Raw genomic sequence first — 13,819 nt, forward strand, 5'->3', positions numbered from 1 at the left:
ACTTCCGGAGAAGACAGCTCGCTCACAGCGGGTTACGGCAGCACGCAAACGGCTCAGGAAGGCAGCAATCTCACCGCTGGGTATGGCAGCACCGGCACGGCAGGTTCGGACAGCTCGCTGATCGCCGGCTACGGCAGTACCCAGACTTCCGGAGAAGACAGCTCGCTCACAGCGGGTTACGGCAGCACGCAAACGGCTCAGGAAGGCAGCAATCTCACCGCAGGTTACGGCAGCACCGGCACGGCAGGCTCGGACAGCTCGTTGATCGCCGGTTATGGCAGTACACAAACCTCGGGAGGCGACAGTTCGCTGACCGCGGGCTACGGCAGTACGCAGACGGCCCAGGAGGGCAGCAATCTGACGGCGGGGTACGGCAGCACGGGTACAGCAGGGGTCGACAGCTCTCTGATCGCGGGATACGGCAGCACGCAGACCTCGGGAAGTGACAGCGCCCTGACCGCAGGCTATGGCAGCACGCAAACGGCCCAGGAAGGCAGCAATCTCACTGCTGGGTATGGCAGCACCGGCACAGCAGGTTCCGACAGCTCGCTGATCGCCGGTTACGGCAGCACGCAAACCTCCGGCAGTGACAGTGCGCTGACAGCGGGTTACGGCAGTACGCAGACGGCCCAGGAAGGCAGCAACCTGACGGCGGGCTACGGCAGCACGGGTACAGCAGGTGCCGACAGTTCGTTGATCGCGGGATACGGCAGCACGCAGACCTCGGGAAGTGACAGTGCGCTGACAGCGGGTTACGGCAGCACGCAAACGGCTCAGGAAGGCAGCAACCTGACGGCGGGCTACGGCAGTACTGGCACGGCAGGTGCCGACAGTTCGTTGATCGCCGGATATGGCAGCACACAGACGTCAGGCAGCGAAAGTTCGCTCACCGCAGGCTATGGCAGTACCCAGACTGCCCGTGAAGGCAGCACCCTGACGGCCGGATATGGCAGTACCGGAACAGCTGGCGCTGACAGCTCGCTGATCGCCGGTTACGGCAGCACGCAAACCTCGGGCAGTGAAAGCTCGCTCACGGCAGGTTATGGCAGTACCCAGACCGCACAGCAGGGCAGCGTACTCACATCAGGCTATGGCAGTACGCAAACGGCCGGGGCTGCCAGTAACCTCACCACCGGTTACGGAAGTACAGGTACCGCAGGTCACGAGAGTTTCATCATTGCGGGTTATGGAAGTACACAGACAGCGGGCCACAAAAGTATCCTGACCGCCGGTTATGGCAGTACTCAGACGGCCAGGGACGGTAGCGACCTGATTGCGGGCTATGGCAGTACGGGAACCGCAGGCTCGGGCAGTTCGCTGATCGCAGGTTATGGCAGCACCCAGACCGCGAGTTACAGAAGCATGCTGACCGCCGGTTATGGCAGTACCCAGACCGCCAGAGAACACAGCGACCTTGTCACAGGCTATGGCAGCACTTCAACGGCAGGGTCAAACAGTTCGCTGATCGCTGGCTATGGAAGCACTCAGACGGCGGGCTTCAAAAGCATACTGACCGCCGGTTACGGCAGTACCCAGACGGCACAGGAGCGCAGCGACCTGGTCGCAGGCTACGGAAGCACGTCGACTGCGGGCTATTCCAGTTCCTTGATCGCCGGCTATGGCAGCACGCAGACGGCAGGCTACGAAAGCACGTTGACCGCCGGTTACGGCAGTACGCAAACCGCTCAGGAAAACAGCTCGCTCACCACGGGTTACGGAAGTACCTCTACTGCGGGCTATTCCAGCTCGCTCATCGCGGGTTACGGCAGTACGCAAACGGCAGGCTACGAGAGCACGTTGACCGCCGGTTACGGTAGTACGCAAACCGCGCAGGAGCGCAGTGATCTGGTGACAGGTTATGGAAGTACCTCCACCGCCGGCTATGCGAGCTCGCTGATTGCGGGTTATGGCAGCACGCAGACTGCGGGTTATGAGAGCACGTTGACCGCCGGTTACGGCAGCACGCAAACCGCACAGGAAAACAGCTCGCTCACCACCGGGTACGGAAGTACCTCCACAGCAGGCTTTGCCAGCTCGCTGATCGCCGGTTATGGCAGTACGCAGACAGCCGGCTATAAAAGTACCCTCACGGCCGGTTACGGCAGTACTCAGACCGCAGAGTATGGAAGCTCACTCACTGCGGGCTACGGCAGCACTGCAACGGCCGGGCAGGACAGTTCATTGATAGCCGGTTATGGCAGCTCCCTGACCAGCGGAATCAGAAGTTTTCTGACGGCAGGCTATGGCAGTACGCTGATCGCCGGACTTCGCAGCGTTTTGATCGCCGGTTATGGCAGTAGTCTTACATCGGGCATTCGCAGCACGTTGACTGCGGGTTATGGCAGTAACCAGATTGCAAGTTACGGCAGCTCGTTGATTGCAGGCCATGAAAGCATTCAGGTCGCCGGAAATAAAAGCATGCTGATCGCCGGCAAGGGCAGCTCGCAGACAGCAGGTTTTCGCAGCACGCTGATTGCCGGTGCGGGCAGTGTACAACTGGCGGGTGATCGCAGCCGGTTGATTGCCGGTGCAGACAGTAATCAGACCGCGGGTGACCGCAGCAAACTGCTGGCCGGTAATAACAGTTATCTGACTGCCGGCGATAGAAGCAAACTGACCGGCGGGCATGACTGCACTCTGATGGCGGGTGACCAAAGCAGATTGACCGCTGGTAAGAACAGTGTCTTGACGGCAGGCGCTCGTAGCAAACTTATTGGCAGTGAAGGCTCGACGCTCTCGGCTGGAGAAGACTCCACACTTATTTTCAGGCTCTGGGACGGGAAGAGGTACAGGCAACTGGTCGCCAGAACGGGTGAGAACGGTGTTGAGGCCGACATACCGTATTACGTGAACGAAGATGACGATATTGTCGATAAACCCGACGAGGACGATGACTGGATAGAGGTAAAGTAGCCCGCGTTATTCAAGCACTCCACGACTGAATCATCGACAGGGCGCGTCGATGGAATTCGGGACATGAAGTCCCTTTATAAACAAATGACCTGTTGTCCGGTACGAGGTGGTTCAAAATGGCGCAGGCAAAAGTATCTTTTTTATCGTTATGATGAGAGACATTTTATTTCTTTCAATGGGCACTCTAGCGAGCGTCAACACCGAAACGCGGGAGCAACAGGTCACCCCCGCGTTATCGATTATCGCCTCAGCCGTTATGGCAGCTCGTGGCTTGCATAGAACGCGCTCAATACCTTGACCAGATGCGCCAGGTCATGGCTACCGGCCAGTTCGCGAATCGAGTGCATGGCGAACGTCGGCAAGCCGATGTCTACCGTGCGAATACCCAGATGGCTGGCAGTGATCGGTCCGATGGTCGAGCCGCAACCCATGTCGCTGCGTACCACAAAGCTCTGTACCGGGACCTCTTCGGCCATGCACAGATGGCGGAAGAAACCGGCGGTTTCGCTGTTGGTGGCGTAACGCTGGTTGCTGTTGACCTTGATCACCGGCCCTGCGTTGAGCTTGGGACCATGATTGGCGTCGTGCTTGTCAGCGTAGTTGGGATGAATGCCGTGGGCGTTGTCGGCTGATATCAGCAGCGACTTCTGAATCGTGCGCACGTAGTCTTCGCTGCTTGGCAACAGACGCTGGACGATCTGCTCGAGCATCGCACCGTCTGCGCCACAAGCGGAAGACGAGCCGACTTCTTCGTGATCGGTGCACACCAGCAGGGCGGTTTCGTCGCTCTCGGTGTTGAGCAGTGCCTGCATCCCGGCGAAACACGACAACAGGTTGTCCAGGCGTGCGCCTGCCAGGAAGTCCCCATTGAGGCCGACCACAGCGGCGCCCTGGGTGTCGTAGAAACTCAGCTCGTAATCGAGCACCACATCGGCATTGAGGCCGTGCTCGCGGGCCAGTTGGTCGGTCAGTAATGCCCGGAAGTCGGCGCGCTCGTCACCGGCGACCTGCGCCAGGATGGGAGGCAGTTCGTTTTGCGCATTGATTGCCCAGCCTTCGTTGGCAGTGCGGTTCAGGTGAATCGCCAGATTGGGGATCACGGCGATCGGCAGTTTGAAGTCGATCAACTGACTTTCAACCCTGCCGTCGCGGCGGAAAGTGACACGGCCGGCCAGCGACAGATCACGGTCAAACCAGGGGGCCAGCAAGGCGCCGCCGTAGACTTCGACGCCCAGCTGCCAAAAACCCTGACGTTGCAGTTCCGGTTGCGGCTTGACCCGCAGGCACGGGCTGTCCGTGTGTGCGCCAACCATGCGAATGCCGCCCGTGAGTGGCGACTGACGACCCATCCGGAAAGCGACGATGGAAGAGTCATTACGGGTGACGAAATAACGGCCCCCGGTTTCTACTGCCCACGTGTCACGTTCGTCCAGCCGCTGAAAGCCTGCGGCTTCGAAGTGTTGCACGAGGGTGGCGGTGGCGTGGAACGGGGTGGGAGAAGCCTTCAGAAAATCGATGAGGCCTTTGTTCAACTCTGCGCGCATAAATAGCTCCAGACAGCAATGGCGCGAGTTTACCGCATTGGCTCAGTCGTTGCCGCTGCCACAGAAACGCTTTTCGACCGCGAAGGGCCTGACGAAGTTGAGCCGGAAAACGGAGCCAAGGGCCTTACTCGCTTTGGTCCCTCAAAGTGAGTCGCCGAGGGGCGAAAAGGTGACCTGAGTCGACCCTAAATCCACCTGAAGTCGCAGAACCGCTGTGTGATGCGGAGCGTCACGAACGGCATTACCACGCGGAGCGTGGGAACGATAGTCAGAGCAGCTGTATGACGCGGAGCATCTGCACGATATTCAGCGTGTCATTCAGATCAGAACGGCGCGGTGCACTCGAAGGTCAATCGCTCGCCGGTCCCCGGATGGGTAAAGCTCAGCATGCTGGCATGCAGACACAGACGCGGATACGCCGCCAGCGCTTCCGGATGCGCGTACAGACCATCACCCAATAACGGATGCCCGATCGACAGCATGTGCACACGCAACTGATGCGAGCGGCCAGTGATCGGCGTGAGCTCGACGCGACAGTAAGTGTCATGCCGCTCGACAACCTTCCAGAACGTCAGCGCGTGTTTGCCACCCTCGTGGTCCACCACATGCCGGGGCTTGGTGGGCGGGTCATAGCGCAATGGCAGATCGATACTGCCGCTGTCCAGGGACGGTTGGCCCCAACACAGTGCGGTGTAGGCTTTCTCGGTTTCGCGGTCATGAAACTGACGCGACAGCTCTCGATGCGTATCGGCATCACGGGCCAGCAGAATGATGCCCGAGGTTTCCCAGTCCAGGCGATGGACGATACGCGCTTCGGGGTAACCGTTTTCCTGCAGGCGGGTAATCAGGCAATCCTTGTTATCGTCGGCACGGCCGGGAACGGAAAGCAGCAGGGTAGGCTTATCGATCACCAGAACGGCGGCGTCCTGATGAATGATGCGGATGTTCGACAACGGCATGCAACGGCCTCGAAACGCTATAAACGCCAACGGCGGCAAGGGCGCAGCTTCCGCAGAAGTGCGCCGATACCGCCGCGAGCGACTGCCTGATCAGCGATCGGGCAGGGTGATATTGAGTTCCAGAATCGAACAGCTGCCCTGGCTTTCCAGAGCGACCTGTACCTGGTCAGACTCGATATTGACGTATTTACGGATCACTTCCACCAGCTCTTTCTGCAGCGCAGGAAGGTAGTCCGGGGTACTGCGTTGGCCGCGTTCGTGAGCAACGATGATCTGTAGACGCTCTTTCGCGACCGAGGCCGTGCTTCCTTTTTTGCGGTCACGAAAGAAGTCAAAAATATTCATTAATTACCCCCGAACAGGCGTTCAAAGAATCCTTTCTTATGCACATCCAGAAACCGGTGCTCAAGTGTTTTGCCCAGCAGGCGGTCAACCGCATCGCTGTAGGCCTGACCCGCATCGCTCTGGTCATCGAGAATGACCGGCACGCCCTGGTTGGAGGCTTTCAGTACAGCCTGGGATTCGGGGATCACGCCGAGCAGGGTAACGGCAAGGATTTCCTTGACGTCTTCCACGCCGAGCATTTCGCCCTTGCTGACGCGCTCAGGGTTGTAGCGGGTCAGCAGCAAGTGTTCCTTGATCGGGTCTTCGCCACGTTCGGCGCGACGCGATTTGCTGGCCAGCAGGCCCAGCATGCGGTCGGAGTCACGTACCGACGAGACTTCAGGGTTGGTCACGACGATGGCTTCGTCGGCGAAGTACATGGCCAGGTGAGCACCGGTTTCGATACCGGCCGGCGAATCGCAGACGATGTATTCGAAGGATTCCTTCAGCTCCATGAGGACTTTTTCAACGCCCTCCTTGGTCAGTGCTTCCTTGTCACGGGTCTGGCTGGCGGCCAGCACGAACAGGCCTTCGATCTTCTTGTCCTTGATCAGCGCCTGTTGCAGGTTGGCTTCGCCATTGACCACGTTGACGAAGTCATACACGACACGACGTTCGCAACCCATGATCAGGTCGAGGTTACGCAGGCCGACGTCGAAGTCGACGATGACTGTCTTGTGGCCGCGCAGTGCGAGACCGGTACCGATGGCGGCGCTGGTGGTGGTCTTGCCCACACCACCCTTGCCGGATGTAACAACGAGAATCTTGGCCAAGGTGTATCACCCCTAGAGGAAAAGGACATTGAGTCCCTGAAAGGCATCTCCTGGCGCCGCGCCCGCCGAAGCATTCTGGAAATCCTGGGGTCTGATTCCGGAAAGCTAGCACTAAGCTATTACTTTCGACTCATATACCCGCTGAAAAGCAGTGCTTTTCAGAACTTCCTGCCGCCTTCACGACAATTTCGCGACGAATCAGAGATGCTTTGAAAATTGCGGCAGTATCCGTTAAAGACGAATGATGTTCAACACATCACCTGACAAGCTGATCTGGACCGGCGAGCCCCATAACGGGTCCCTGCGCAAGTCCTCGGACACCTTGTATTGCCCGGCAATCGAAATCAGCTCGGCACTCAACTGCTGACAGAAGATCCGTGCCTTGGTATCGCCCTTTATTCCCGCCAGTGCCCTGCCACGCATCGGGCCGTAGACATGGATGTTTCCATCGGCGAGAAGTTCCGCACCGGGACTGACCGGCGCGACTACCACCAGGTCGCCGCCCTGAGCGTAGATCTGCTGACCGCCGCGTACCGGAGCGGTTATCACGCGGGTCGGCTTGATCAGTGGCTCTGGCGGTTTTTCCGGGATTTTTTTCGGTGCTTCGGCCTCGACCGGGTCGATCACGCGCTCACGTGCGCCGGACGGCGGCAGCACCGGGAGGTCGACGGCAATCGCTGCGGCAATGTCTTCGATGCGGTTGGCGCGGATCGCCAGGGTGCGCAGGCCATGCTGGCGACAGATACGCACCAGACCCGGTAGATCCACCGGGCCTTCGTTCGGTGCGAGTTTGTCCAGAGCCAGGATCAGCGGCGTATTGCTGAAGAAGTTGGGGGCTTGTGCCACCTTGGCCGCCAACTGCCTGTCGAGCGCTTCAAGGTTGGTTCGGGCCAGCTCCATCACGGTGATGGCGAGCATGCTGCCCTTGAGCTGAAATACAGGTTCCGGGTTTTGCGATTCAATCTGGCTCATGGTTGATATACACAACAGCTTGTCGCTAAAAGTGCCGAGACTTATAGCGAGAACGCCCGCGAGCCGCAAGCGGCCAGAACCGTTGTAGAATGCGCGGCCTTTGTTCTGACGGAAGCCCAAATGGATCGCCCGCGTCTTAAAGCCAGTTTCCTTCACCCCCGTTTCTGGCCGCTATGGCTGGGGCTGGGGCTCTTGTGGCTGATTGTTCAATTGCCATTTCGCGTTCTGCTGGTCATAGGTCGGGCACTGGGCGCCATCATGTACCGTGTGGCCACTGATCGAAAAAAAATCGCGTCACGCAATCTGGAGCTGTGCTTCCCACATTTGTCCGCGGCCGAGCGCAAGCGTCTGCTCAAGGAAAACTTCGCCTCCACCGGGATTGCCTTCTTCGAGATGGCCATGAGCTGGTGGTGGTCGAAAAAACGTCTGGCCAGGCTTGCCCACGTCGAAGGGCTCGAGCATTTGCAGAGTGCCCAGGAAAAAGGCGAGGGCGTGATTCTGATGGCGCTGCATTTCACCACGCTGGAAATCGGCGCGGCACTGCTGGGCCAGCAGCACACCATTGACGGCATGTATCGCGAACACAAGAGCCCGTTGTTCGACTTCGTCCAGCGTCGCGGACGCGAGCGCCATAACCTTGATTCACTGGCTGTCGAGCGCGATGACGTGCGCGGCATGCTCAAGTTGCTGCGCGCCGGTCGGGCGATCTGGTACGCGCCGGATCAGGACTATGGCGCCAAACAGAGCATTTTTGTGCCGCTGTTCGGCATCCAGGCCGCGACCGTGACCGCCACCAGCAAATTCGCCCGCCTGGGCCGTGCGCAGGTTGTGCCCTTCACTCAGCGGCGTCTGGCAGACGGTAGCGGTTACCGGCTGGTGATTCATCCGCCGCTGGACAACTTTCCGGGTGAGAGCGACGAAGCCGATTGCCTGCGCATCAATCAATGGGTGGAAAAAGCCGTCACTGAATGCCCGGAACAATATCTTTGGGCCCATCGACGCTTTAAAAGTCGACCAGCCGGTGAACAGAAGCTATATGAGAAGCATAGATAAAAAGCGTCGTTGATCACCGAGGTCAGTCGTAGATGCAGGATCGCGCAGTAACGAGCAGTGCAGTAAGTGGTGTCGAGCCTGTAACCGGGCTGATTTTATCGGGTGGCGGGGCGCGTGCGGCCTATCAGGTCGGCGTATTGGCAGGCATTGCCGACCTGCTGCCGCCCGGTTCGCCCAATCCCTTTCCGGTCATCGTCGGTACGTCGGCTGGCGCGATCAATGCCGTCAAGCTGGCCAGTGGCGCGCTGCATTTTCGGATTGCCATCCATCAATTGACCGAATTCTGGCAGTCATTTCGCAGCCATCAGGTGCTGCGCAGCGACTGGTCCGGAGTGATTCATCAGGCCAGCCGTTTTTTCGGTCGCAGTCTGCTGGGGTTTGGACGAAACATCCCGGTTGCCTTGCTCAACAGTTCGCCCCTGCGTGATCTGCTCAATGAGCGGCTGGACCTGTCCGGAATCGAAGCCGCCATCGACGCTCATCATTTGCGTGCAGTGGCGGTGACTGCCTTCGGTTACGAATCGGGTCAGGCGGTCACGTTTTATCAGGGCCGCGGTACGATCGAACCCTGGCTGCGCCATCGCCGTATCGGCCGTCCGACGCAATTGACCGTGGATCACTTGCTCGCCAGTTCAGCCATTCCCTTGCTGTTCGCCCCCGTGATGCTCGACGAGGAATACTTTGGCGACGGGGCCGTGCGTCAGTCGGCACCGATCAGCCCGGCGCTGCACCTGGGCGCCAATCGTGTTCTGGTGGTCGGCGTGAGCGGCAACCCGCGCGCCCTTAAAGCCGAAAGACCGGCACCCCGCGCGCCACGCGGCGCTCAGCCAAGCCTGGCGCAGATCAGCGGCCACATGCTCAACAGCACGTTCATCGACAACCTGGAAAGCGATATCGAGCTGCTCGAACGCTTGAACACCGCCAGTGCATTGCTGCCCGAGGATCAGGTCAGGCAGCCGGGCATGGAGCCGGTGGAAGTGCTGGTGATTTCGCCGAGCCGTCCGCTGGATGAGATTGCGGCCCGCCACCGCCGCGAATTGCCCCCCGCACTGCGCACGTTCCTGCGCGGGCCGGGTGCGACCAAGAGCAGCGGCGCCAGTGTGCTGAGCTATCTGCTGTTCGAGTCAGGTTATTGCAGCGAATTGATCGAACTGGGGCGTCACGATGCGATTGCTCAGGGTGCCGAACTGAGGCGCTTTCTGCGTCTGGAATAACTCGGCGAGACAGAGGCGGGGCCTCTGTCTCTCGATCAGCGTGCGCAGGGCTCAGTGAGCGAAGTCGTCACGCCGTCAGACGATCTTCCCGGAAGTCACGAATCGCCTGCTCGATCTCTTCCTTGGTGTTCATCACAAAGGGGCCGTACTGCACGATCGGTTCACGCAGGGGCTTGCCTGCAATCAGCAACAGCCGCGCACCAGCGGCGCTGCTGATCTGCACCTCACCGATGTCGGACAGGCGTGCCATTTGGCGTTTACCGATCGGCTGGGTGCTGCCTTCCAGCTCGACACTGCCTTCATAGACGTACAGCAGCACAAGGTGCCCTTCGGGTACGTGCGGGCTGATACGGCTGCCGGCAGGCATATCAAAGTCAAAGTACAACGGCTCGGTGTCCGGACGCTGTACTGCCCCGGCCTGGCGAACCTGGCCATCGTCGAAATGCCCGGCCAATACCACCACTTGTACACCGGCCTGGGTGGTGACACTCGGAACGTTTTCCGGCTGGATGTCCTGGTAGCTGGCATCGCTCAGCTTGTTCTTGCCCGGCAGGTTCAGCCAGAGCTGAAAGCCGCGCATGGTGCCTTCTTCCTGTTCAGGCATTTCGCTGTGAATGATCCCGCGTGCCGCCGTCATCCACTGCACACCGCCGCTCTGCAGAAGGCCGACATTGCCCATATGGTCTTCATGACGCATACGGCCTTCAAGCATGTAGGTCACCGTTTCGAAGCCACGGTGCGGGTGAGGTGGAAAACCGGCGATGTAGTCATCCGGCTTGTCTGACCCGAACTCGTCCAGCATCAGAAACGGATCGAACTGCTCCACGCCACGTCCGCCGAAGACGCGCGTCAGCTTGACGCCCGCGCCATCGGACGCTGGTTGACCCGCTTGAATGGACAGGACTTTACGAAATTGAGTCATGGGAGACAGAGCACTCCTTATCAGGTGATACGAAGTGTCATGGTATGCCTGTCCATTCGATAAATTTATTCGAATGCCGGGACAGAATGATCGTATTAGTCGATAGGTTGCGCTGCATGACGCAGTGGCGCGGAGTGACAGGCAGCCTGCCCGGAATGATCTCCGGGGCAGGCTTGAAGCCAGAGGATGCTCAGTGCTTGCTGCCCTGTGTCGACATGCTCAGCAGCTGTTTCTCCTGATTCCAGTCGAACGGTTCCTCGTTCTGCTCCGCTTCGTAGCGGCGTTCTTCCAGCGCCTGATACAGCTCGATTTCATCATCCGGCATGAAGTGCAGGCAGTCACCGGCGAAGAACCACAGCAGGTCGCGCGGTACCAGATGCGCGATTTGCGGGTAGCGCTGGATGACCTGGCAGAGGATGTCCTGACCCAGGTACTGGCTTTCGATGGGGTCCTGCGGCAACAGCTCGACCAGTTCGTCGAAACGCTCCATGAACAGCGCGTGGCTTTCTTCCGGAACCTGCTCGGCCTCGCCCAGCGCGACCAGAATGCTGCGCAGGTGTGCCAGCAGGCCAAGTTGGTGATCGAGAGTGGCGTCGGCCATTGGGTAATCCTCAAATGCAAAAACAGGCGCGAGAGTATAAAGCTCTAGATATACAGATGACACCCAAAAAGCACAGTATTTGCTGGGTTTCTGACTCTAATTAGGTAAAGCTGGATCAGCTGGTTAGCTAAAAAATGAGGATAAAATATACAGTTCCAGGGCGGGCATACCATGTGCGATCCTCTATTATTTTGAGTCACGAGATGCTTTAATATAATGCTTTAGAAGCTTCTCTTATGAGTATGCTTCAAGCCCTTAACAATTTTTTCTCGATCTCAATCTTTACTGGCAGCAGGAGTAAGTCTATTTTTTCTTCAACTGTCTCGATAGATAATGACTCTCTGTGGTTGAAGTCGTTCCAGCTTTTTACTGAGAGTTTTGAGGTTTCTTTTAATTCGGCTTCGCTTATTTGTAACTTGCAAAGGTAAGTGTAGTTACTAATGGTGTTCGCGCAAATGTTGTCAAATTTAAATGCTTCGGTTAGTCCGGTTTCAAAAATGCCTCCCCAAATTGCTTTAGCCTCAAGAGAAATAGCCTCAAGTTCTGCTTTCGCATTTTTAGATCTGGTGACTGCATGATCATAGATAAGTTTTGAGTAGTCGTCCTCGCCTTTGATCCAGTGCCTAGCTTCATTTTGACCCGAAGCAACCTCTGCAGTTTGCCACAAGTCTAGTAGCTCATTTCGATATCTCAGGAGTGCAACAATCATTCTTCGGGCCAACTCATGGTCCGAGGTCGCCCCCACTTGCGTTTTCCAATGATTTAGACCATTTATCGCGAGCATTACCGCGAAGACAGTTGCGATAGATCCGATGATGTCGAAAAAATCATGTAAGTTGGAAACTTTGAAAAAGCCATCAGCGTTCAGGCTAGTACTCCATATCGCTACTGCTAGAGTAGATGATAGGAATCCTGTCCATATTAATCTGCCTGTTTTCATTTTTGCCTCTTAATATTTTTTGTATCGGTTTTGGTTAGGTTGAAAAAGTCTCTGACTTAATAGTAGGTATTTACATTGACTTTAGGTTGTTATGGCTAAAAACAATGGTCAGCTTTCAATTGTGATTGTTTTCTCGGAGCAGTCAGTGCGAGCCATCGCGTAAGCTGTGTTTGAGTGTCCGTGGCAAGCTATTACAAGGTGTAATACATAATTATCAAGCTGGGATTAGCGAAGCCTGGATTCAGTTGTGTAATATTCTCCAATCTTGGTATGCCTGTGTTAAATGTGCATGGTCGATATGGCATAATTTACAAAGGCTGAACAAGAGATTAACATAAAACGAGCATCTGCTTGTGTTAGGGTTTTTTCATCATCCATCAGAGAGTGTCTAATTCCATCTGCATCGTTCGTATAGCCGTATAGTGCGGAAAATGCGGCTTTAAGACTTTGGTGTAGACCATGCTTCCGCTCGAGAACTTTTATTGCTTGCCCCAAGGTTGCCGATGCATCCCCTGTTAAATGTCGAGAAAGTGACTCTACAGCGCTGATGCTTTCCTTGATTGAGTTACGATAGTCAGGGTTTTCTCTGTTCGTCATAAAGCCAAGGGATGTTTGCAAGTGCTCTTTTACCCCTGCATACGGTTGAGAGCTTTCAATCGCTGATTCAATCTCCTTAACCTCATCTTTAGACGTAATGTTCATCAGTTTGCGATTCACAAAACGATAAGCTGAGTTTTCTCGTTCGAGTACTGTGTTGAAGTTTTCAGCAGCAGAGTCACCTCCGTCTCTCCAATTTTGTCCCACTATAAATTCGATGAAGCTGTAGGTTCTATGCCATGACATACTGAAATAGTGGGTCTTTATAGCTGTTATTAGATCGACCCAATACTGTGGCTTTGCATCTATAAGGATCTTGTGGAAATCTCTATAAATCGCATTTGTGAGATTTTCCATGTTTGAACCTTCGACTAGCCCTAGATACTGTCTAATCGGGTGATCGTATTCAGACCAGTAGTGATCTGTAAGTACGTTCCAAAGTGAGTTCTTTAAATCGTTATCAATGCTTTCTATCTGCGTAGCCTTCGCAGCAGGTGCTAATCCCATGCGTTGAGAGAAACTAAGCTTGGAGTTTTCGCTTTCAGACATTTGAACATCCTTGGGACGGCCGTCGTGAGTGGTTTCAGTGTACAAGATATGTGTGTAGAAAACCCTCAATAAAATCCCGATAAACGGAAAGTCTCGCTGAGTCATAATCAGGAAAAGGGTAAGGCGTAGCGGGTGCGCAGCATCTACAAAGCGGTAACGCGGTGAGGATCAGGCTTGTCAGTGTCCGAGAGGTCGTTTCCCGCACCTCCGTTACTGCCCATATCAGAATATCCAAACAGTTCACTGAAAAATAAATGCAGCAAGTGAAAGCTGCTGGCGCTAAACGCTCATATTACGTGTAGGCCGCATAACCACTGATTCAGATAAGCAAGTGCCCGGGAAGAGATGGTTTTTTACGTTTAAAATACGTGCTAACGATTTTGCCATTGCATAGTTTA

11 protein-coding genes and 1 pseudogene are annotated in these 13,819 nt (G+C 56.3%); 3 read left to right on the top strand and 9 right to left on the bottom strand.

Features of this window, described 5'->3' with window-relative positions:
• Positions 1-2,913 (top strand): annotated as a pseudogene (locus tag ACW55A_RS26015) (hypothetical protein); the annotation flags it as partial.
• Between the two features lie 254 nt (positions 2,914-3,167).
• Here ACW55A_RS26015 and ACW55A_RS26020 read toward each other — a convergent pair.
• From ACW55A_RS26020 to minC, 5 genes are all read right to left on the bottom strand, one after another.
• Positions 3,168-4,457, bottom strand: a complete 1,290-nt coding sequence (locus tag ACW55A_RS26020) for a M18 family aminopeptidase (protein ID WP_054080799.1) — start codon at positions 4,455-4,457, stop codon at positions 3,168-3,170.
• 323 nt (positions 4,458-4,780) lie between these two features.
• A complete protein-coding gene (locus ACW55A_RS26025) occupies positions 4,781-5,416 on the bottom strand; it encodes an RluA family pseudouridine synthase (RefSeq protein WP_003368367.1) in 636 nt (211 codons plus the stop codon).
• A gap of 90 nt (positions 5,417-5,506) precedes the next feature.
• Positions 5,507-5,761 (bottom strand): cell division topological specificity factor MinE, encoded by a 255-nt coding sequence (minE, locus tag ACW55A_RS26030; protein ID WP_003317453.1) that lies wholly within the window; start codon positions 5,759-5,761, stop codon positions 5,507-5,509.
• On the bottom strand, positions 5,761-6,573 hold the full coding sequence (gene minD, locus ACW55A_RS26035) for a septum site-determining protein MinD (RefSeq protein ID WP_003317454.1): 813 nt from the start codon (positions 6,571-6,573) through the stop codon (positions 5,761-5,763). Before minD ends, minE begins: the two co-directional genes overlap by 1 nt.
• A 231-nt stretch (positions 6,574-6,804) precedes the next feature.
• Positions 6,805-7,545 carry a septum site-determining protein MinC gene (gene minC / locus ACW55A_RS26040; RefSeq protein ID WP_003368369.1) on the bottom strand — a complete coding sequence of 247 codons (741 nt, stop codon included), beginning with the start codon at positions 7,543-7,545 and terminating at the stop codon, positions 6,805-6,807.
• A 120-nt stretch (positions 7,546-7,665) separates the two neighbouring features.
• On the opposite strand from minC, the gene ACW55A_RS26045 reads away from it, so the two are divergent.
• Positions 7,666-8,598, top strand: coding sequence for a lipid A biosynthesis lauroyl acyltransferase (locus ACW55A_RS26045; protein ID WP_003430968.1), 933 nt, complete (start codon positions 7,666-7,668; stop codon positions 8,596-8,598).
• 32 nt (positions 8,599-8,630) lie between these two features.
• Entirely contained in the window at positions 8,631-9,812 is a 1,182-nt protein-coding gene (locus ACW55A_RS26050) for a patatin-like phospholipase family protein (protein ID WP_498811985.1), read from the top strand.
• Positions 9,813-9,879: 67 nt separating this feature from the next.
• Here the strand turns inward: ACW55A_RS26050 and ACW55A_RS26055 are convergent, their stop codons facing one another.
• The 4 genes from ACW55A_RS26055 to ACW55A_RS26070 all read right to left on the bottom strand — a co-directional run bounded on the left by ACW55A_RS26055 (position 9,880) and on the right by ACW55A_RS26070 (position 13,421).
• Positions 9,880-10,734 carry a pirin family protein gene (locus tag ACW55A_RS26055; protein ID WP_003368372.1) on the bottom strand — a complete coding sequence of 285 codons (855 nt, stop codon included), beginning with the start codon at positions 10,732-10,734 and terminating at the stop codon, positions 9,880-9,882.
• Positions 10,735-10,924: 190 nt separating this feature from the next.
• Positions 10,925-11,335, bottom strand: a complete 411-nt coding sequence (locus ACW55A_RS26060) for a PA2817 family protein (RefSeq protein ID WP_003317460.1) — start codon at positions 11,333-11,335, stop codon at positions 10,925-10,927.
• Positions 11,336-11,582: 247 nt separating this feature from the next.
• On the bottom strand, positions 11,583-12,275 hold the full coding sequence (locus ACW55A_RS26065; protein WP_498811988.1) for a hypothetical protein: 693 nt from the start codon (positions 12,273-12,275) through the stop codon (positions 11,583-11,585).
• A 279-nt stretch (positions 12,276-12,554) separates the two neighbouring features.
• The gene (locus ACW55A_RS26070; protein WP_498811990.1) at positions 12,555-13,421 is read right to left on the bottom strand and encodes an AbiJ-NTD4 domain-containing protein; all 867 of its coding nucleotides are present in this window, start codon (positions 13,419-13,421) and stop codon (positions 12,555-12,557) included.
• Positions 13,422-13,819 lie beyond the last annotated feature (398 nt).

This window comes from Plantibacter cousiniae (nom. nud.) (assembly GCF_977070315.1).